Here is a 19,207-nt window from a genome sequence, read left to right as displayed (position 1 = left end):
TTGGTCCCGTGACCTTGCAGGGCTAGCACCATAAGCAACTGCACAAGGAAAAGGCTTTGCCCGTCCCCCTCGGCCCGCTCACGCTCGATCCTCCGGTCTTCCTTGCGCCCCTGGCCGGAATCACCGACCTGCCGTTCCGCCGGCTGGTGTCGCGGTTTAATGCGGGGTTGGTCGTCAGTGAGATGGTGGCCAGCGAAGAGGTCGTTCGCAACCGCCCCGAAGCCCGTGCCCGCGCCGAACTGGGATTTGGCGAACAGGCCACCTCCGTTCAACTCGCTGGCCGCGACCCGCACTGGATGGCCGAAGGCGCCAAATTCGTCGAAGGGCAGGGTGCCCGCGTCATCGACATCAACATGGGCTGCCCGTCGAAACGGGTGACTACCGGCCTCTGCGGTTCGGCCCTCCTCCGCGACCTCGATCTTGCGCTGAAGCTCATCGAAGCGGTGGTGAAAGCCGTCAAGGTTCCGGTTACCGTGAAAACCCGCCTCGGCTGGGACGACACGCTGCACAACGCCCCCGACCTTGCGAAACGCGCCGAACATGCGGGCGTGCAGATGATCACCATCCACGGCCGCACCCGCTGTCAGTTCTACAAGGGCAATGCCAACTGGGCCGCGATCCGCGCCGTGAAAGAGGCGGTCAAGATCCCCGTCATCGCCAATGGCGACATCACCGATACCGCCACCGCGCGCGAGGCCCTAAGCCAAAGCGGAGCCGACGGCATCATGATCGGCCGCGGCGCGCAAGGTGCCCCCTGGAAACTCGCGCAAGTGGCCCACGACCTGTACGGCACGCCCGCCCCAAAGATCCCCGACGGGGGTCGTCTCGGCCGCATGATCCTCGACCATTATGACGACATGCTCACTTTCTACGGCCGCGAGCTTGGCCTGCGCATGGCGCGCAAGCACCTTGGCTGGTATCTGGAGGAAGCTGGCCTCCCCCATGCCCGCGAAGCGATCCTCACCTCGACCGACCCGGCCGAAGTGATCCAGCTGATCGAGCTGGCCTTCGCGGAACTGGAGCTTGCCGCATGACCCCCTACCGCGCGCCATACCCGGTGCCGGGCGTCATCTGGGCCTCGCTGCCGTTCCCGACGCTGCTCATCGACCAGAACGCGACCATCCTGGAGGTGAACCCGGCGGGGGAGACCTTCCTCAACGCCTCGCAGCGCAGCCTGACCGGCCAGCCGGTGTTCGACCGCCTGTCGATCGAGGCCCCGATGGAAGAGGCCCTGTCCCGCGTCCGCGCCAACCAGTCGCCGCTCAACATCAACGACGTGGACGTCACCACCGGCGAACGCCCGCCCGTGCAATGCACGATTCATCTCGCGCCGATGCACGACAATCCCGGCATCGTCATGCTGATCCTGTCGCCCCGCGAACTCGCCGACCGCATGGGCCGGTCCATGGGCGCCAAGACCGCCGCCCGCTCGGCCATCGGCATGGCCGAAATGCTGGCGCACGAAATCAAGAACCCGCTCGCGGGCATCTCCGGTGCCGCCCAGCTCCTCTCGATGAACCTTACCCCCGAAGATCAGGAACTTACCGACCTGATCGTGGAAGAAACCCGCCGCATCGTGAAGCTTCTGGAGCAGGTTGAGCAGTTCGGCAACATCCGCCCGCCGGACCGCAAGCCCGTCAACATCCACGACGCCCTTGATCGTGCAAGGAAATCCGCCCTCGTCGGCTTTGCCGCCCACATGTCGATTGTCGAGGATTACGACCCCTCGCTGCCGCCCACTTTCGCCGACAGCGACCAGTTGATGCAGGTCTTCCTGAACCTCATCAAGAACGCCGCCGAAGCCTGCAAGGACGGCGGCACGATCCGCCTTCACACCTTCTACGACCTCTCCCTGCGCCTCCGCCGCAAGGACGGCCCCTCTGCCGCACTGCCGCTGAACGTGGAAATCATCGACGACGGTCCCGGCATCAAGCCCGAGATCGCCGCGAACATCTTCGAGCCCTTCGTCTCGGGCCGCGAAAACGGCACCGGCCTTGGCCTCGCTCTCGTCTCCAAGATCATCACCGACCATGACGGCTGGATCTCTGTCGATTCCGTGCCTGGTCGCACCGTTTTCCGCGTGTCGCTGCCCATGGCGCCGCGCGAGAAGAAGAAGGAAACCCGCTGATGGATGGCACCATTCTTGTCGCCGACGACGACCGCACGATCCGCACCGTCCTGACCCAGGCGCTGACCCGCGCGGGCTGCAAGGTTCATGCGACCTCGTCGCTCATGACGCTGATGCGCTGGGTCGAGGAAGGGAAGGGCGACCTTGTCATTTCCGACGTCATCATGCCTGACGGCAATGGCCTTGATGCACTGCCCCGCATTTCCAAGATGCGCCCCGGCCTGCCGGTGATTGTGATCTCGGCCCAGAACACCATCATGACCGCGATCCAGGCGGCTGAGGCTGAAGCCTTCGACTACCTGCCAAAGCCCTTCGACCTGCCGGACCTGATGAAGCGATCCGCCAAGGCGCTGGACCAGAAACGCCGCGCGCCCAAGGTGGTCGTGGCTCCGCGCGAACCCGGCGACGACCTGCCTTTGGTCGGTCGCACCCCCGCGATGCAGGCGCTCTACCGCCTTGTCGCCCGCGTGATGAACACCGAACTCGCCGTCCTCATCACCGGCGAATCCGGCACCGGAAAGTCACTTATCGCCCGCGCGATCCATGATTTCTCCGACCGTCGCACACTCCCCTTCGTCGTGGCCCAGGCCGCCGACCTTGCGGGCATCGACGGCCCCGCGACGCTCCTCTCCCGCGCCCGCGGCGGCTCCATCGTCTTTGACGAGGTTGCCGACTACGACGCCGACACTCAGGCCCGCGTCGTCCGCATGCTCGACATGCTGGGCGACAAGGCCCCCCGCGTGATGGCCACCAGCCAGACCGACCTCTCCGCCCGGATGGAGGCGGGCCAGTTCCGCCAGGATCTCTACTACCGCCTTGGCGGCGTGACCCTCCACGTCCCCTCCTTGCGCGAACGGGTCGAGGACATCCCGCTTCTGGCCGAACACTTCCTTGCCAAGGGTGAACGTGACCTGGGTGCCGTCCGCCGCCTTTCCCAAGGCGCCGCCGACCTGATCCGCGCCTATTCCTGGCCGGGCAACGTCCGCCAGCTGGAAAACACCATCCGCCGCCTGCTGGTCACCGCGACCGAAACCGACATCGCCCGCTCCGAAGTGGAACAGGTCCTCGGCCAGCAGCCCAGCCCCGAGCCGATGACCGGCCTTGTCGAAGGCGACAAGCTTTCTGCCTCGGTCGCCCGCCACCTGAAACGCTACTTCGACCTGCACGGCGGTCAGCTGCCACCGCCCGGCGTCTACCAGCGCATCCTGCGCGAGGTCGAACTTCCCCTGATCGAGATCGCGCTGGACGCGACTGCGGGAAACCAGGCGAAATGCGCCGACCTCCTGGGCATCAACCGCAACACGCTGCGCAAGAAGATCACCGATCTCGACATCCGCGTGACCCGTCGCCGCAAGCTGATGTAGCAATGCAACGCCGACCTGTGTCTTTTGGGTTTCACCTGATCGCGCAGCTAGATATAGTAGCGAAGGGTGGGCAAACCACCGGCTTACGCGCAGGGCAGGGTGGAACGGGCGGTCACTAGGGATGTCTGGTTAAGGTTCTCCCGCCTGCGACGGCAACGCCGCGTGCAGACGGCGGTCACCCTTGGCCTCGTCTTCCTCGGTCCCGTCCTCGCGGTTGCAACCTTCCTCGCCCTCGGCACGATCAACACCAGCGCTGCCTCGCCCGTCCTGCGGCTGATCCTTCTGGCCGACCTGATCTACGTCCTGGTCATCGCCGCCCTCGTCCTGGCCCGCGTCGCCCGCCTCATCACCGAACGCCGCTCCCGCTCTGCCGGGTCGCGGCTGCACATGCGCCTCTCCGGCGTCTTCATGCTGATCGCCCTGATCCCCACGGTCCTTGTCGCCGTCTTCGCCGTCCTGTCGATCAACATCGGCCTCGAGGGCTGGTTCTCCGACCGCGTCCGCTCCGTCGTCGGCTCCTCGCTTTCCGCCGCCCAGGCCTACGAGGCGGTGCAGCGTGACGACCTCGCCGCCGACGTGGTCACCCTGGCCGGATACCTCAACGACGCCAAGCGCCAGTCCCCCTTCATCCGCGACGACCAGCTGCGCCCGCTCCTCTCCCAGGCCCAGGCCGTAGTCCAGCGCGGGCTGAAAGAGGCCTACCTCGTCGACGGCACCGGGGCGCTCAAGACCCGGGGCGAGAAGTCCTACCTCTTCGACTTCGAAGCCCTGACCGACGAACACCTTCGCCTTGCCCGCGAAGGCAACACCGTCCTGATCCCGGACTGGTCCAACAATGAATTCCGCGCCCTGGTCCTGCTTGACGCCTACACCGACCGCTACCTCTACGTTACACGCGCGGTCGACGGCTCGATCCTGTCGCTCCTCGACGAAACTCAGGAAACCGTCCAGCTTTACAACCAGTTGGAAAGCGAACGCGGGCGGCTGCTGTTCAACTTCGGCCTGATCTACCTGGGCTTTGCGCTCATCCTGATCCTCGCCGCGATCTGGCTGGGCCTCTGGTTCGCCGAACGCCTGTCGCGCCCCGTGGGACGCCTGGCCGGGGCCGCCGAAAGGGTAGGGGGCGGGGACCTTGACGTGCAGATCACCGAAGAGGAAGGCGACGATGAAATCGCTTCCCTCGGCCGCCTCTTCAACCAGATGACCCGCCAGCTCAAGGGCCAGCGCGAGGCGCTTCTCCACAGCAACGCCCAGACCGAATCCCGCCGACGCCTGTTCGATTCCGTGCTGTCGAACGTGACCGCAGGCGTCATCGGCCTCGACTCGGACGGCGACATCGACTTCGTCAACCGCGCCGCCGAACGGCTGCTCGACTTCGCTGACGGCCAGTCCGACATCCCGCTCGCCGCCGCCGTCCCGGAGTTTGCGCCGCTCTTTGACCGCCTCCGCGACAACGGCAGCAACGCCGTGCAGGAAGAGGTCCGCCTCACCCGCAAGGGCAAGCTGGAAAGCCTCCTCGTCCGCATGTCCACCCGCCGCAGCGGCGACGGCGCGCTGGAAGGCTACGTTGTCGCCTTCGACGACGTGACCGACCTCGTTTCTGCCCAGCGTATGGCTGCCTGGGGCGACGTCGCCCGCCGCATCGCGCATGAAATCAAGAACCCGCTCACGCCGATCCAGCTCTCCGCCGAACGGATCAAGCGCAAGTTCGCAAGCCAGGTCCGCGACCACGAAGACCTTGAACAATACACCGACGTGATCGTGCGCCAGACCAACGACCTGCGCCGGATCGTCGACGAATTCTCGAAATTCGCCCGCATGCCCGAACCCGACCGCCGCGACTGTGACCTTGCCGCGCTTCTGAAAGGCGCGGTCCTGTTGCAGGAAAACGGCCAGCCCGGCGTGCGCTTCGTCAAGGACATCCCGGCCGGGGAACTTCACCTCGATCTCGACGCCACAATGATAGGTCAGGCCTTCACAAACCTGATCAAGAACGCAGGCGAAGCGATTGAATCATATCAGGAAAAGGCGAAGCCGCAGAACTTCGTCCCCGAAATCCGCATCTCGCTTGCGGCTGACGACACCGAAGCCGTGATCCGCATCAGCGACAACGGTACGGGCCTGCCCCCCGACCGCGCGCGCCTGTTCGAGCCCTACGTCACCACCCGCGAAAAGGGCACTGGCCTTGGCCTGCCCATTGTCAAGAAGATCATCGAGGAACACGGCGGCACGCTCGCTCTCCTCGATGCCCCCGTCTTCGACGGAAACGACCACCCCGGCGCCATGGCCGAGATCCGCCTGCCGCGCGCGCTGCGCAAGCGGTCGCGCACCCATATCCCGCTGGGGGCCGCGCCCGCCGACAAGCCACACGAGAAGGAAGCCCACAAATGAGCATTCTCATCGTCGACGACGAACAGGACATCCGCGAACTGATCGGCGACATCCTGCGCGACGAAGGCTACACCACACGTCTCGCCGCCAATTCCGATGACTGCATGGCGGAAATCAACGCCGATCCGCCGTCGCTGATGATCCTCGACATCTGGCTCAAGGACAGCCGAATGGACGGGATCGACATCCTCAAGACGGTAAAGCGCGACAATCCTGACATTCCGGTGGTGATTATCTCGGGACACGGAAACATTGAGATCGCCGTCGCCGCGATCAAGCAGGGCGCCTACGACTTCATCGAAAAGCCCTTCAACATTGACCAGCTGATGGTCGTCGTCGCCCGGGCCATGGAAACCGCGCGGCTGCGCCGGGAAAACCAGGAACTGCGCCGCCGCGACGTGACTTCGGCGGAAATGGTCGGCTCCTCGCTGGCCTTCAAGACGCTGAAGGCCAACCTCGACAAGGTGACCAAGTCCAACGCCCGGGTGATGCTGACGGGCGAACCCGGCACCGGCAAGGAAATGGCCGCGCGCTACATCCACATGCAGTCGAACCGCGCTGCCTCCCCTTTTGTCACCGTCTCCTCGGCCTCGATCGAACCCGAGCGGATGGAAGAAGTCCTCTTCGGCCGCGAGACCCCCGAACGCGGGGTGGAGCCCGGCCTTCTGGAGCAGGCCCATGGCGGCATCGTCTACTTCGACGAGGTCGCCGACATGCCGCTCGGCACGCAAGGCAAGATCCTCCGCGTCCTGACCGAACAGCAGTTCACCCGTGCGGGCGGCACCGACAAGGTGCGCGTCGACCTGCGCGTCATCTCATCGACCTGCCGCGACCTGCGCGCCGAAATCGGCCTCGGCCGGTTCCGGCAGGAACTTTACGACCGGCTGAACGTCGTCCCGATTGCGGTTCCTTCGCTCGCCGCCCGGCGCGAGGATGTGCCCGAGCTGACCCGGCACTTCATCGACTGGTTCCACAAGACCCAAGGCCTGCCGAACCGCACCCTGTCGGAAGAGGCTGACACCGTACTCCAGACGCTGCCCTGGCCCGGTAACATCCGCCAACTGCGCAACGTGATCGAACGGATCCTGATCCTCGGTGACGGGGCCGGCCCGATCGAAGCCTCCGAAATCCCCGGGACCGAGCCCAAGGTCGAAACCGAAAGCGCGCTGTCGCTCTCCGGCACCATCGCGACGCTGCCCCTGCGCGAGGCGCGCGAATTGTTCGAACGCGAATACCTCCTGACCCAGATCAACCGCTTCGGCGGCAACATCAGCCGCACGGCCAGCTTCGTCGGCATGGAACGCTCCGCGTTGCACCGCAAACTGAAGTCGCTTGGGGTGGTGGGGTCGACGCGCGGGGGCAGGGGGTTCTCCGACTTCGAGGAGTAGCTCTCTCCCCCTCACCCTAGCCCTCTCCCGCGTGGGGAGAGGGGACCTGTTGCGCCCCGTGGCAGAGGTCGTTCATCGTCCTGCCGACAGCAAAGACACTCGACTTGACCGCTGCCGGGGTAACCGGACCTTAACCTTCGATGCGCAACGCTGGCCCCAGGCCTCCCCTCTCCCCCCGGGGGAGAGGGTCAGGGTGAGGGGGTATCAATGCAGCAGACCGACCTGTCCAAATCGCGCGCCCGTCACATGCGCAAGGAAATAACACCCGCCGAACGCGCCCTGTGGTCCGTCTTGCGAAACCTCCGCTTCAAGGGCCTGAAAGTCCGCCGCCAGGTGCCCATTGGCCCATACATCGCCGACTTCTACTGCGCGGACCACCGCCTCATCATCGAAGCCGACGGCTCCGGCCACGGCTCACCCCGCGATGCCCAACGCGACCAATGGCTCGCCACCCAAGGCTTCCGCGTCCTGCGGCTGTGGAACCAGGAGGTCCTTACCAACCTCCCCGGCTGCCTCGCCACCATCACCTGCCATACCCCTGAACATTGACCCTCCGCCCCCGATCTGACATGCAGTCCCAGACGACGGGTCGCGGGGAATCTGATGAAGGTCATCATCTGCGGGGCGGGGCAGGTCGGCTGGCAGATCGCCCGCCATCTCTCCGGCGAGAAGAACGACGTCACCCTCGTGGACATGAACGCCGATCTCGTGCGCCGCGCCACCGACACTCTGGACGTCCAGGGCGTGGTGGGTTTTGCCAGCCATCCGGACGTGCTGGAAAAGGCCGGCGCGCGCGACGCCGACATGCTGATCGCCGCCACCCATTCCGATGAGGTGAACATGGTCACCTGCCAGGTGGCCCACACCGTCTTCAACATCACCCGCAAGATCGCCCGCATCCGCGCGCAGAACTACCTTGATCCGCTCTACGGCAACCTGACCAACCAGGACGGCCTTGCCATCGACGTCGTGATCTCCCCCGAACGCGAGGTTGCCGAGGCCGCGCTCCAGCGCCTTGCCGCGCCTGCGACCTTCGACACCGAAAGCTTCATGAACGGCCGCGCCCAGCTTCTCGGCATCCAGCTGACCGAAGACTGCCCGGTCCTGAACACCCCCCTCCGCCAGCTGAACGAGCTGTTCTCCACCCTCCGCGCCATCGTCGTCGGCATCCGCCGCGAGGATCGCCTCTTCGCCCCCGACCCCGGCGACCAGCTTTATGCCGAAGACCAGATCTACGTCTTCACCCATTTCGAGGACGTGAACCGCGCCCTGGAAATCTTTGGCAAGAAGACGAAAAAGCAGGAACGCGTCGTCATCGTCGGTGGCGGCAACGTCGGCCTTGCCGTCGCCCGTGCGCTCGAAACCCGAACCGACCGGATCCGCGCCAAGATCATTGAAAAGAACCGCGCCACTGCCGAAATTGCCGCCGACTCGCTCGAACGTACAATCGTCCTGAACGGCGACGGGATGGACATTGACCTTCTGATGGAAGCCTCGATCGACCGCGCTGACGCGATCCTTGCGGTCACCGACGACGACAAGACCAACCTCCTCGTCGCGGTCCGCGCCAAGCAGGCCGGCTGCCCAATGACCATCGCCTTGGTCAACGACCCGACCCTTGCCCCCCTGATGGCGCCGCTCGACATCGACGCCTACATCAACCCGCGCGCCACCACCGTTTCCTCGATCCTCCGCCACATCCGCCACGGAAGGGTCCGCGCGGTCTACTCCATCGGCGATGCCGAGGCCGAGATGATCGAGGCGCAGGTCCTCTCCACCTCACCCCTCTCCGGCCGCCTGGTCCGCGACATCGAGTTTCCCGAGGGCGTCCTCGTCGGCGCCGTCATGAAGGGCGACAAGGTCTTGAAGCCCACCGGAGACCTTCGGATCGAAGCCGGCGACGTCATCGCGCTTTTCGCCATGGCCAAGGACGTGCCCGAGGTCGAACGCCTCCTGCAAGTCTCCATCGACTTCTTCTGATGGTGACCCGGCTGGCAGAACTGCCGCTTCTGGTGGTCCTCCTGGGCTTCAGCGGTCTTATCGCCCTTGTACCAGCGCTCTTTGCCCTTGGGGCGAACGACCACGAACACGCCCGCGATTTCCTTTATTCCGCGCTCATCCTTCTGGTCATCACCGTGATGCTGGGGATTGCCACCGCCGCCTACAGCCCGCGCGATCCCGCCCGCAGCCACCTTGCCGCCCTTGTCCTGGCCTATGTCGTCCTGCCCTTCGCCCTTGCCCTTCCCCTGGCCGAAGCGCTGCCCGACACCACGCTGATCAACGCCTGGTTCGAGATGATGTCCGCCTTCACCACGACCGGCGCCAGCGTCTACCAGCCCGACCGGCTGGCGGATTCCGTCCATCTCTGGCGCGCCACGGTGGGCTGGTTCGGCGGCTTCCTGGTCCTGCTCGCCGCCTACGCCATCCTTGCCCCCCTCAATCTTGGCGGCAACGAAGTCATTTCCGGCCGTGTCCCGGGCCGGGGCACCGTCGGCACCGCGCAGGTCACCCGCACTGCCGATCCCGCGCAACGCCTCTCCCGCTTTGCCCTGACGTTGTTCCCGGTCTACACCGCGCTGACCCTCCTGCTCTGGGGCGTGCTTCTGGTTCTCGGAGAATCCGGCATCACCGCGCTGATCCACGCGATGGGCACGCTGTCCACTTCGGGCATCACCGGCCAGCTTCCGTTTCAGGCGTCCGGGGCGGGCCTCGCCGGTGAAGCGGCGGTCTTCTTCTTCCTGATCTTCGCCATCACCCGCCGCGCCCTTCCCGGAATCCGCCTTGCCGAAAACCGCCGCCCGCTCCTGCAGGACCCCGAGCTTCGGCTGGCTGCCCTCCTCCTCGTCTCGGTGACCCTGCTTCTCTTCTTCCGCCACTGGTACGTCGTAAGCGAGACCGGCGCCCTGACCGAGGCGGACGCCCTGAATTCTCTCTGGGGCATCCTCTTCACCTCCGCCTCGTTCCTGACCACCACCGGCTATGTCTCGTCAGACTGGCAAACCGCGGCCGACTGGTCCGGGATCGGCACCTCCGGCCTCGTGCTTCTGGGCCTTGCGATCCTTGGGGGCGGCACCGCGACCACCGCGGGCGGGGTCAAGCTTCTGCGCGTGCATGCCCTCTTGCGGCAGGGGGAACGCGAGCTTGAGAAGATCATCCATCCCAACTCCATCGGGCGCGGTGGGGCCGAAGCGCGACGGATGCGCCGCGAAGGCGCACAACTCGCCTGGGTCTTCTTCATGATGTTCGCCATCTCGATTGCAGTCGTGATGGCCTTCCTGCTGTTGGTCGGGATGGAGTTCGAGCCCGCCATGGTCCTTGCCATTGCCAGCCTGACCACCACCGGCCAGTTGGCCCAGATCGCCGCACCCCAGCCGGTGGACTATGCAACCCTGACCGATCCGGTGAAACTGATCCTTGGCATCGCCATGGTGGTCGGGCGGCTCGAGACCCTGGCGCTTCTCGCCCTGATCCTGCCGGGACAAGGCCGCCGCTAGGTTTTCCCGGCGCTCGGTCCGTCGCATAACAGCCTGATTTTTGCGCTGGAAACTCCCGCGCGGCCACGACATACTCGATTTACCGTGTTAGGCGGTAAGACAGGGCTCAACGACAAACGACCACGACGCGACAGTGAAGCGATAGAAAAACAAGGCACAACAACGATGGCCGCTGACAAGCAAAACCTGCAGGACGCCTTTCTGAACCACGTCCGAAAAGCCAAGGTTCCGGTGACGATCTTCCTCATCAACGGTGTCAAGCTGCAGGGCGTGATCACCTGGTTTGACAATTTCTGCGTGCTTCTGCGCCGGGATGGACAATCGCAGCTCGTCTACAAGCATGCCATTTCGACGATCATGCCGGGCGCGCCGATCAGCCTCTACGAAGGGGAAGACTGATCTCCCGACCGCCCCAGGACGACGACGATCTTCTCGCCAAAAGGGAAGGCCAGCGCCTGCGTGATACCGCCGCAGCTGCAACGCGCGCCTATGTCCTGCACCCGGCCCTGAAATCCGCCAATGCCCGGCGCCTGCCCGAACATGGCCTTGCCGAGGCTGTCTCGCTCGCAGCGGCGTTGCCCGAGCTTGACGTGCAGGGCTCCGAAGTCGTGCGCCTGTCCCGCGTGACGCCCGCAACCCTGCTCGGGTCGGGCAAGGTGGCTGAACTGAAGCAACTTTTTCTCGACCAGAAGATCGACCTTGTCCTGATCGACGGCACCGTTTCTCCGGTCCAGCAGCGCAATCTGGAAAAGGAATGGGGCGTCAAACTTCTCGACCGGACCTCCCTCATCCTGGAGATCTTCGCCGACCGCGCCCGCACCCGTGAAGGTGTGCTGCAGGTCGAACTCGCGGCGCTCTCCTACCAGCGCACCCGCCTTGTCCGCGCCTGGACCCACCTCGAACGCCAGCGCGGCGGCTTCGGCTTTGTCGGCGGCCCGGGCGAAACCCAGATCGAAAGCGACCGCCGCGCCATCGACGACCAGGTGGTCAAGCTGAAGCGTCAGCTCGACCAGGTGGTCAAGACGCGCGAACTGCATCGCGCCGCCCGCGCCAAGGTGCCGTTCCCGATCGTGGCCCTTGTGGGCTACACCAACGCCGGCAAGTCCACGCTCTTCAACCGCATCACCGGGGCCGAGGTCCTGGCCAAGGACATGCTCTTCGCCACGCTCGACCCGACCATGCGCGGCGTGACGCTCCCTTCCGGTGCCAAGATGATCCTCTCCGACACCGTGGGCTTCATCTCGGACCTGCCCACCCAGCTTGTCGCCGCCTTCCGCGCCACGCTGGAAGAGGTGCTTTCTGCCGACCTCATCCTCCATGTCCGCGACATCAGCCACCCCGAAACCGTGGAACAGGCCGCCGACGTGTCCGACATCCTTGCCTCCCTCGGCGTGGGCGAGGACACCCCCCAGATTGAGGTCTGGAACAAGCTCGACCTCGTCGACGCCTCCCAGCGCGAGGCCCTGACCGCGCAAGCGGCGCAGCGACCGATGGTGCTGCCGGTCTCCGCCCTGACCGGGGAGGGGGTGGAGAGGCTCCTCGCCCTCATCTCCACCACCCTCGATGCGGACCGGTCCGAGGCCACGTTGACTGTCCCCTTCGCCGATGGCCGCCGCCGCGCCTGGCTGCACGACCAGAACATCGTCCAGCACGAGGTCGAGGCGGATGACGGCTGGCACCTCACCGTCCGCTGGACCCTGCGCCAGGAAAGGCGCTACCGCGACCTCTGACCGCGGGCATTTCTTGCCAAATCGTTACCGTCCGCGGCCAACCCATTGAAGAACAATGATACGGACGGCCGGTCCACCGTGGACACTACTCCTCCGGCGTCAGCACCATCACCCCCGCCGCTGCCGCCCGCGCCAGCTCCGGGTCCAGCGACATCGGGATGTATTCTCCCCTCCGCCACAGCTCGCCCAGGTCGTCATAGTGGCGGCTCAAGGGATGTCCCGACTGCCCCGTCGCCGTGATGAACACCGACGAATCCGGGTCCGCGAAATCGTAGACCCCCCGATACCCGGCCGAGTGCACGTTCTGATAGGGCTCCGGCCCCTCACCCCGCGTCACCCCCCGCATCAGCGTGTCGTCCCCGCCGGACGTCGACTGCCGGATGTTCACGAAATACCGCAGGAACGGCACCTCGCCCAGCACCAGATGGTCATGCGTCGCCTGATGCGCGTCCCCCCAGCGCCAGCTTTCCAGGTTCGGCCCGTAGCGCTCGGTCAGCTGCAGCAGCGCCTCATCCAGCGCCTGCCGCGACACATCGGTGCAGCTTTCCACCGCCGCCGACTGGATCACGTCGCACCACACGCTCGCCCCGCCGACGTTGCGATAGACCCGCTCGATGAACACCGGCGAGAAATGGGTGAAGCTGTCCGCCATCGCCCCCAGCTCGTCCCGGATCAGCCGGTCCATCAGCGCCCGCATCCAGGCCTCGGCGATTAGCGGCTCCGGCAGATGCTCGTTCATCTCGCCGTTCCATTCCGCCAGCAAGACCAGGGCTCGCTGTCGCAGCCGTTCCGGCGTGCCCTCGGGCGCCGCTTCGCCGGTGAACCACAGATCCGCCCCGATCAGCGGCAACAAGGACCGTGCCGTCGGGTTCACCGTATCCAGCTGCGCCTCGATGAAGCTTTCCCGCGTATGCACCTCGCGCGCCTGCATCAGCGTCAGCCAGCGCTGGATCCGCTGCGTGTCGCCCCAGTCGAAACTGACGTGGCGAGGGAAGGGCCGGTCCACCGTCTTGTTGTTGGTGTTGCCCAGAAGGCCCGAGGTCGGGTTGCGAAAGCTCGGGTTGTCGGCATAGGGCAGCACCCCCCGGAACCCGACAGCGGGGTCCGACCCCAGCGCCGGAAGCCGCCCCTGCGACGGATGCTCCGGGTCCCGCGCAGGCAGCGCCCCCATGACCTGCATCGCAATCCCGGTCTCATCCGCCAGCATCACGTTCTGCGCCGGCGCCATCACCAGCTTGCCTGCCTCCAGCGCCTCTGGAATATCCTTCGACCGCATCAACGCCATCGCCCCGCTGATCGAAGTGTCGGCCCCCGACAGCGCGGTCCAGCTGATCGCCGCCACATGGCCCGCAGGTGTGATCGAGCCGAGGTCGTAATGCCCTCCCGGCAGGATCGGGCCGTTCCGCGACCAGCGCAGGGTCAGGGTCACCGGGTCGGCATCCTTGACCTTGATGATCGACTGGCGGCTTTCGAATTCCGCCCAGCCTTCGGGCGTCTGGTATTCTTCGGGATTGGCCGGGTTCACAGCCTCGATCACCACGTCCTGATCGTCGACATAGGCCGTGGTCAGCCCCCAGCCGAGCTTCTCCGACCGCCCGACCAGCACCACCGGCACCCCGGGGATCGTCCCGCCGATGACTCCGCCGCTCTGCAGCTCCAACCGCGCGAGATACCAGATCGTCGGCGCGGTCAGCCCCAGATGGGGATCGTTCGCCAGAAGGCTTCCCCCCGCCGCCGATCGCCCCGGCATCGCCGCCCAGGAATTCGACGCCCCCGACATTCCCGGCTCGGCCACCGGCGAGAACGGCCCTTCGGCAAAATCGACAGGGGCCATCAGCGGCGCCACGCCGGGCACCAGACTGGCATAGTCGGGCAGCGCGGCGACACCCTGGCTCGGGTCGTCGGGCAGGATGTCGGCCAGGCGTGCGGGCGACAACAGCAGCGACACTCGTGCCCGCATGACCTCGGTCTGCAAGGACCCGGACAGTTGCAGCGCCATCAGCTTCAATATCGCAATCGAATCCGCCGGGGCCCAGGCCGAAATCTCGGGTTCGAACAGGAAGAATTCCGGCGCGCCGCGCCCCCGCGCACCCTTGTTGACCTCGCCGATCCAGGCGTTCACCCCGGCTGCATAGGCCTCCAATGCGCGGCGGGTCTGGCCGCCCTGAGCATCCACGGACTGCAACGCAAGCCCATACAGGTCATAGCGCCGCATCAGCTCGTCGACCTTCACTGTTGCCGGACCGAACAGTTCCGAAAGCCGCCCCTGAGCCGTCCGCCGCAGCATCGTCATCTGCCATAACCGGTCCTGCGCATGGGCAAAACCCAGGGCGAAGAACACGTCTTCGTCGGTGCGCCCGAAGATATGCGGCACGTTGTCGTTGTTGCGGACGATCTCGACCGGGGCCGAGATTCCGGCCACAGAGAAGTCCTCGCTGTAATCGACCAGCGACCGCGACAGGATGTAGTAGGCCAGCAGGGCCGCAAGGACGCCAAGGGCGATCAGTCCGGTGAGGATCCGGATCAGCCAGCGAAAGGCAGTCAGCATGTGGGCCTGTCCATGGGGGCTGTCCTTGACGGCAGGGGGCGGATCGGTTCCTAGTCCATGCACCGGACAAGGGCAACACGCGGGGGGCGCATATGGCGAAAGTGGCATTTCTTGGCTTGGGAGTCATGGGATTCCCGATGGCAGGCCACCTTGCCGCCAAAGGGCATGACGTGACGGTCTACAACCGCACCGCTGCCAAGACCGAGGCCTGGGTTGCCCGGCACAAGGGCGCTTCAGCTGCCACTCCGGCCCTTGCCGCCAAGGGGGCCGAATTCGTGATGGCCTGCGTCGGCAACGACGACGACCTGCGCCAGGTCTGCACCGGACCTGATGGGGCTTTCTCTGCCATGTCTCCCGGCGCCGTCTTCGTGGATCACACCACGGTTTCGGCCAACATCACCCGGAAACTCGCCGCGCAGGCTCAGTCCTCGGGCCTTGCCTTCGTCGACGCGCCGGTCTCGGGCGGGCAGGCCGGGGCCGAGAATGGCCAGCTGTCAATCATGTGTGGCGGCGATCCGGCCGATTATGCCCGGGCTGAGCCGGTGATGGCCTCTTACGCGCGCATCTGCCGTCTGATCGGCGACAGCGGGGCAGGGCAGTTGGCCAAGATGATGAACCAGATCTGCATCGCGGGCCTGATGCAGGGCCTGTCCGAAGCGCTGGCTTTTGGTCAGAAGGCGGGTCTCGACGGCGAAAAAGTGGTCGAGGTCATCTCTCAGGGTGCGGCCGGGTCATGGCAGATGGTGAACCGGCACAAGACCATGCTGGCCGACAGCTTCGACTTCGGCTTTGCGGTGGACTGGATGCGCAAGGACCTTGGCATCTGTCTGGATACTGCTGACGAGATCGGTGCACGCCTGCCGGTGACGGCCTTGGTCGACCAGTTCTACAAGGACGTGCAACTGATGGGCGGCGGTCGGAACGACACTTCCAGCCTGATCCGGCGTCTGAAGTAGGTCGGGCTTCAGCCCGACTCGTTCACGCCAAAGCGACTTAAGGAAAGGTGAACGTCCGCGCGCAAGCATTTGATTGCGCGCGAAAATCAGAAAATGTCCACCGTGGACAAAACTCAGGGAATGATCCGCGTATACTTGACCCCGGCCAGAGAGGCCCCCGCGATCAGCCCCTGCTGCCCGAACACAAGCGCGATCACGTCGTTCAGCTCGGTCGACTCCTTGCCGATCGAGGCACCTTCTTCCGGGCTCGCATAGCGAACGTCCGCCCCGACCGCCCAGCCCGAGGACCGGCGGAACTTCTCCAGCGAGTCCGGGGTCATGAAGAACAGGGCGTGGGCATACTGCTGCGCCCCGATCTGCAGCCCGAACGACCCCTTCGCGGCCGCATAGTAATCCACCGTCGCCCCCTGGATCCGCAGCGCGCCGCGCCCGAAAGCCCCGCCAAACCCGGCGCCGACCTCGGTCATCAGCGGCATGTACAGCACCCCGGCCGCCCGCGAGGCGAGGTCCCGGGTGCCGGGGTATTGCGAGAACAGGAAGCTCTCGGTCGCCGCAACCCGCGCCTCGATCTGGCTCGCCCCGTTCGACCCGATCCCGTTGTTGCAGGCCGCCAAAGCAAAGGCCCCCGCGCCGACCATCAGCCCGCGCCGCGTCATCATCATCTCGGTCATGTCTGTCCGCCCTTTCATGCCTCGTGGGGTCTCACTCGCCCCTTGCCCAGCAAACTAACCGCTTTCCCGCCGCCTGTCATGCCCGAAACCCGGACCCGGCAACCCCGCGCCTAAGGGGCCAGCGTCTGGTAAAGCGCGAAATCCTCGGTCGCGAAGTCGCGCAACAGGGCCGCTGTCCCCGCCGACAACTCCGTCGCGCCGGGCGGCGAGACGTTGAGGCGCGGCAGGAGGATCTCGCAGCCGAGCCGCTCTTCCAGAAAGTGCACGAAGGTCCCGATCTCCTCGTAGCGGAACAGTCGGTCCACTCCCTCGCCCTGCCGCGGCCGCAGGAACTTGGCCTGGCTGCCCACATCGGCGAAGTCCGGCCTCTGGTCCTGACACCAGGCGCGGACGAAGTCATCGAAACTGATGCCCCGCGTCGACTTGCCGGCGTCCGTCTCCTCGCGCTGCCGGAACCGGTACCAGGACCCCAGCCAATCTGTCGGCTCGCGCATCAGGGCGACGACCGTGAAGCTGTCCTTCGAAGCAGCCTCCAGGAAGGGTCCGATGAATCGTCGGTAGCGATGCACTGTTGTGTGCTTCAGCAAGGGCGGCCGCTGTATCGACACTGCCGCCAGCGATTCGAGAGCCGCCGCAATGGCCGTGGATCCGGTCTTGGGTGTGGCAAGAAATGCGAGCCTCTGCTCAAAGAAAACCAGCATTTCCTGTCTCCCGTCACGCTTTTCGCGGTCACCTGTCACTAATCCTGCAACCCCGTCAACAATCCCTTAACCAAACCTCGTTCAGACTGCCACTACGAGAATAAGGTTGAAATGTTCTCCTTTTGTCCGCATAAGGGCGAGAACACTTGGGGAACATAAGGCTGGTTGCCGCTTGGATGCGGCTATGAAATAAGGAGAACGACATGGCGGTGGCTAACCTTCTGGACCTCGGGAGCAAGCGGGATATGGACAAGGCGAAGGCTCTGGAATCGGCGCTTGCGCAGATCGAACGGCAGTTCGGCAAGGGCTCGATCATGAAGCTTGGCGCTGACAGCCCGGCGATGGATATCGAGGCGACCTCGACCGGCTCGCTCGGACTCGACATCGCGCTCGGGATCGGCGGGCTGCCCAAGGGCCGCATCATAGAGATCTACGGACCCGAAAGCTCGGGCAAGACGACGCTGACCCTGCATGTCGTTGCCGAGGAACAGAAAAAAGGTGGTGTTTGCGCCTTTGTCGACGCCGAACACGCGCTTGATCCGCAATACGCCAAGAAGCTGGGCGTGAACCTTGACGAGCTTCTGATCTCGCAGCCCGACACCGGCGAACAGGCGCTGGAGATTGTGGATACCCTCGTCCGCTCGGGTGCTGTCAGCCTGGTCGTTGTCGACTCTGTCGCAGCACTGGTGCCAAAGTCGGAAATCGAAGGCGACATGGGCGACATGCAGATGGGGTCACAGGCCCGCCTGATGTCCCAGGCGATGCGGAAGCTGACGGCCAGCATTGGCCGCTCGAACTGCATGGTGATCTTCATCAACCAGATCCGCCAGAAGATCGGCGTGATGTTCGGCAACCCGGAAACCACCACCGGCGGCAACGCGCTGAAGTTCTACGCCTCGGTCCGTCTGGATATCCGCCGCATCGGCGCGATCAAGGACCGCGAGGAAGTCGTCGGCAACACCACCCGCGTCAAGGTCGTCAAGAACAAGGTCGCACCGCCCTTCAAGCAGGTCGAGTTCGACATCATGTACGGCGAAGGCATCTCGAAGACCGGCGAGCTGATCGACATCGGCGTGAAGGCCGGGGTCGTGGAGAAGTCGGGCGCCTGGTATTCCTTCAAGGATGAACGCATCGGGCAAGGGCGTGAGAACGCAAAGTCCTTCCTGAAGCAGAACCCGTCTGTCGCGCTGGAGATCGAGGACAAGATCCGCGCCGCCAATGGCCTGGACTTCACCATGGCAGGCGAAGACGGCGGGGATGTACTGGACGAGTGACCTCGCACGTCACCCATGACGAGCTGATGGCCGCGCTGCCGGGGGTGCTTTCAGCGCCAAAGACCGGCAGCGCCGTGGAGTTGCTTTGCCTTCGACCGGATTTTGGCAAACGCACCTTCGTCGATGCGATTGCCGTGACCAGGGCGCTTGGCATTCCGGGTGAGCGCTGGGGCAGCATGCCCTGGCTGAAGCTTCCCGATGGCACCGGACATCCGGGCATCCAGGTCTCGATCCTGCCGCGCCGGGTGCTGGATCTTGTCTGGCGCGACCGGGACAGCGTGGTGCATCCCGGTGACACGTTTGTCTGCGATCTGGACATGACCGAGGCGAACCTGCCTGCCGGAACACTTCTGGCGGTGGGCACCTCGCTCCTCAGGGTCTCCGAGGTCTGGAACGATGCCTGCGCGAAATGGAAAGTGCGCCACGGCGAGGCGGCTTTCGACTGGGTGCGGGCGCATCCGCAGCTTCGGCTGCGCGGCGTCCTGTGTTCCATCGAACAGGATGGGATGATCCGCAATGGCGACGCGGTTGAAGTCCTGCGCTGACCGCCTTTTTTCCGTGA

At 65.2% G+C, this 19,207-nt stretch carries 16 protein-coding genes; 13 read left to right on the top strand and 3 right to left on the bottom strand.

From position 1 onward, the window contains the following. Nucleotides 1–56 precede the first annotated feature (56 nt). The 10 genes from dusB (at nucleotide 57) to hflX (ending at nucleotide 12,495) form a co-directional block, all read left to right on the top strand. Entirely contained in the window at nucleotides 57–1,034 is a 978-nt protein-coding gene (gene dusB / locus E8M84_RS17860; RefSeq protein WP_137112541.1) for a tRNA dihydrouridine synthase DusB, read from the top strand. After that, a complete protein-coding gene (locus E8M84_RS17855) occupies nucleotides 1,031–2,128 on the top strand; it encodes a nitrogen regulation protein NR(II) (RefSeq protein WP_137112540.1) in 1,098 nt (365 codons plus the stop codon). The genes dusB and E8M84_RS17855 overlap by 4 nt, the downstream gene beginning before the upstream one ends. After that, on the top strand, nucleotides 2,128–3,492 hold the full coding sequence (locus tag E8M84_RS17850) for a response regulator (protein ID WP_137112539.1): 1,365 nt from the start codon (nucleotides 2,128–2,130) through the stop codon (nucleotides 3,490–3,492). The genes E8M84_RS17855 and E8M84_RS17850 overlap by 1 nt, the downstream gene beginning before the upstream one ends. A 99-nt stretch (nucleotides 3,493–3,591) precedes the next feature. After that, nucleotides 3,592–5,883: a PAS domain-containing sensor histidine kinase gene (locus E8M84_RS17845; RefSeq protein ID WP_137112814.1), complete on the top strand. Its 2,292-nt coding sequence runs from the start codon at nucleotides 3,592–3,594 to the stop codon at nucleotides 5,881–5,883. Continuing rightward, nucleotides 5,880–7,271, top strand: a complete 1,392-nt coding sequence (locus tag E8M84_RS17840; protein ID WP_137112538.1) for a sigma-54 dependent transcriptional regulator — start codon at nucleotides 5,880–5,882, stop codon at nucleotides 7,269–7,271. Before E8M84_RS17845 ends, E8M84_RS17840 begins: the two co-directional genes overlap by 4 nt. Nucleotides 7,272–7,478: 207 nt before the next feature. Beyond that, nucleotides 7,479–7,820, top strand: a complete 342-nt coding sequence (locus tag E8M84_RS17835) for an endonuclease domain-containing protein (protein ID WP_137112537.1) — start codon at nucleotides 7,479–7,481, stop codon at nucleotides 7,818–7,820. A gap of 54 nt (nucleotides 7,821–7,874) precedes the next feature. After that, complete coding sequence (gene trkA, locus E8M84_RS17830) at nucleotides 7,875–9,251, top strand: Trk system potassium transporter TrkA (RefSeq protein ID WP_137112536.1); 1,377 nt, start codon at nucleotides 7,875–7,877, stop codon at nucleotides 9,249–9,251. After that, nucleotides 9,251–10,765, top strand: coding sequence for a potassium transporter TrkG (locus E8M84_RS17825; protein WP_240790440.1), 1,515 nt, complete (start codon nucleotides 9,251–9,253; stop codon nucleotides 10,763–10,765). The genes trkA and E8M84_RS17825 overlap by 1 nt, the downstream gene beginning before the upstream one ends. Before the next feature lie 165 nt (nucleotides 10,766–10,930). Then, nucleotides 10,931–11,164: an RNA chaperone Hfq gene (hfq, locus tag E8M84_RS17820; RefSeq protein ID WP_008028786.1), complete on the top strand. Its 234-nt coding sequence runs from the start codon at nucleotides 10,931–10,933 to the stop codon at nucleotides 11,162–11,164. Between the two features lie 56 nt (nucleotides 11,165–11,220). Continuing rightward, complete coding sequence (gene hflX / locus E8M84_RS17815) at nucleotides 11,221–12,495, top strand: GTPase HflX (protein ID WP_137112535.1); 1,275 nt, start codon at nucleotides 11,221–11,223, stop codon at nucleotides 12,493–12,495. An 85-nt stretch (nucleotides 12,496–12,580) separates the two neighbouring features. On the opposite strand, the gene E8M84_RS17810 is transcribed toward hflX, so the two are convergent. Continuing rightward, nucleotides 12,581–15,043: a penicillin acylase family protein gene (locus tag E8M84_RS17810; protein ID WP_137112534.1), complete on the bottom strand. Its 2,463-nt coding sequence runs from the start codon at nucleotides 15,041–15,043 to the stop codon at nucleotides 12,581–12,583. Nucleotides 15,044–15,135: 92 nt separating this feature from the next. On the opposite strand from E8M84_RS17810, the gene E8M84_RS17805 reads away from it, so the two are divergent. Next, nucleotides 15,136–15,999 (top strand): NAD(P)-dependent oxidoreductase, encoded by an 864-nt coding sequence (locus E8M84_RS17805; RefSeq protein WP_137112533.1) that lies wholly within the window; start codon nucleotides 15,136–15,138, stop codon nucleotides 15,997–15,999. 113 nt (nucleotides 16,000–16,112) lie between these two features. Here E8M84_RS17805 and E8M84_RS17800 read toward each other — a convergent pair whose 3' ends face one another. Together E8M84_RS17800 and E8M84_RS17795 are read right to left on the bottom strand one after the other, a co-directional pair. Then, nucleotides 16,113–16,661, bottom strand: coding sequence for a YSC84-related protein (locus tag E8M84_RS17800; protein ID WP_137112812.1), 549 nt, complete (start codon nucleotides 16,659–16,661; stop codon nucleotides 16,113–16,115). A gap of 119 nt (nucleotides 16,662–16,780) precedes the next feature. Further along, nucleotides 16,781–17,371 (bottom strand): hypothetical protein, encoded by a 591-nt coding sequence (locus E8M84_RS17795; protein WP_137112532.1) that lies wholly within the window; start codon nucleotides 17,369–17,371, stop codon nucleotides 16,781–16,783. 203 nt (nucleotides 17,372–17,574) lie between these two features. Here E8M84_RS17795 and recA point away from each other — a divergent pair, with 203 nt between their 5' ends. Then, entirely contained in the window at nucleotides 17,575–18,645 is a 1,071-nt protein-coding gene (gene recA / locus E8M84_RS17790; RefSeq protein WP_137112531.1) for a recombinase RecA, read from the top strand. 26 nt (nucleotides 18,646–18,671) lie between these two features. Beyond that, nucleotides 18,672–19,190, top strand: a complete 519-nt coding sequence (locus tag E8M84_RS17785; protein ID WP_137112811.1) for an MOSC domain-containing protein — start codon at nucleotides 18,672–18,674, stop codon at nucleotides 19,188–19,190. Nucleotides 19,191–19,207: the final 17 nt, after the last annotated feature.

Source organism: Rhodobacter sp. SY28-1 (genome assembly GCF_005222785.1).
Lineage (GTDB): Bacteria > Pseudomonadota > Alphaproteobacteria > Rhodobacterales > Rhodobacteraceae > Tabrizicola.
This window is presented reverse-complemented; position numbering and strand designations above follow the sequence as displayed.

Bases quoted from the DNA above. Each gene is read 5' to 3' on its own strand.
- trkA (WP_137112536.1), top strand. From the start codon at position 7,875: ATGAAGGTCATCATCTGCGGGGCGGGGCAGGTCGGCTGGCAGATCGCC.
- E8M84_RS17835 (WP_137112537.1), top strand. From the start codon at position 7,479: ATGCAGCAGACCGACCTGTCCAAATCGCGCGCCCGTCACATGCGCAAG.
- E8M84_RS17805 (WP_137112533.1), top strand. From the start codon at position 15,136: ATGGCGAAAGTGGCATTTCTTGGCTTGGGAGTCATGGGATTCCCGATG.
- E8M84_RS17795 (WP_137112532.1), bottom strand. From the start codon at position 17,371: ATGCTGGTTTTCTTTGAGCAGAGGCTCGCATTTCTTGCCACACCCAAG.
- E8M84_RS17850 (WP_137112539.1), top strand. From the start codon at position 2,128: ATGGATGGCACCATTCTTGTCGCCGACGACGACCGCACGATCCGCACC.
- E8M84_RS17800 (WP_137112812.1), bottom strand. From the start codon at position 16,661: ATGATGATGACGCGGCGCGGGCTGATGGTCGGCGCGGGGGCCTTTGCT.
- E8M84_RS17855 (WP_137112540.1), top strand. From the start codon at position 1,031: ATGACCCCCTACCGCGCGCCATACCCGGTGCCGGGCGTCATCTGGGCC.
- E8M84_RS17810 (WP_137112534.1), bottom strand. From the start codon at position 15,043: ATGCTGACTGCCTTTCGCTGGCTGATCCGGATCCTCACCGGACTGATC.
- E8M84_RS17825 (WP_240790440.1), top strand. From the start codon at position 9,251: ATGGTGACCCGGCTGGCAGAACTGCCGCTTCTGGTGGTCCTCCTGGGC.
- recA (WP_137112531.1), top strand. From the start codon at position 17,575: ATGGCGGTGGCTAACCTTCTGGACCTCGGGAGCAAGCGGGATATGGAC.
- E8M84_RS17840 (WP_137112538.1), top strand. From the start codon at position 5,880: ATGAGCATTCTCATCGTCGACGACGAACAGGACATCCGCGAACTGATC.
- hfq (WP_008028786.1), top strand. From the start codon at position 10,931: ATGGCCGCTGACAAGCAAAACCTGCAGGACGCCTTTCTGAACCACGTC.
- E8M84_RS17785 (WP_137112811.1), top strand. From the start codon at position 18,672: ATGGCCGCGCTGCCGGGGGTGCTTTCAGCGCCAAAGACCGGCAGCGCC.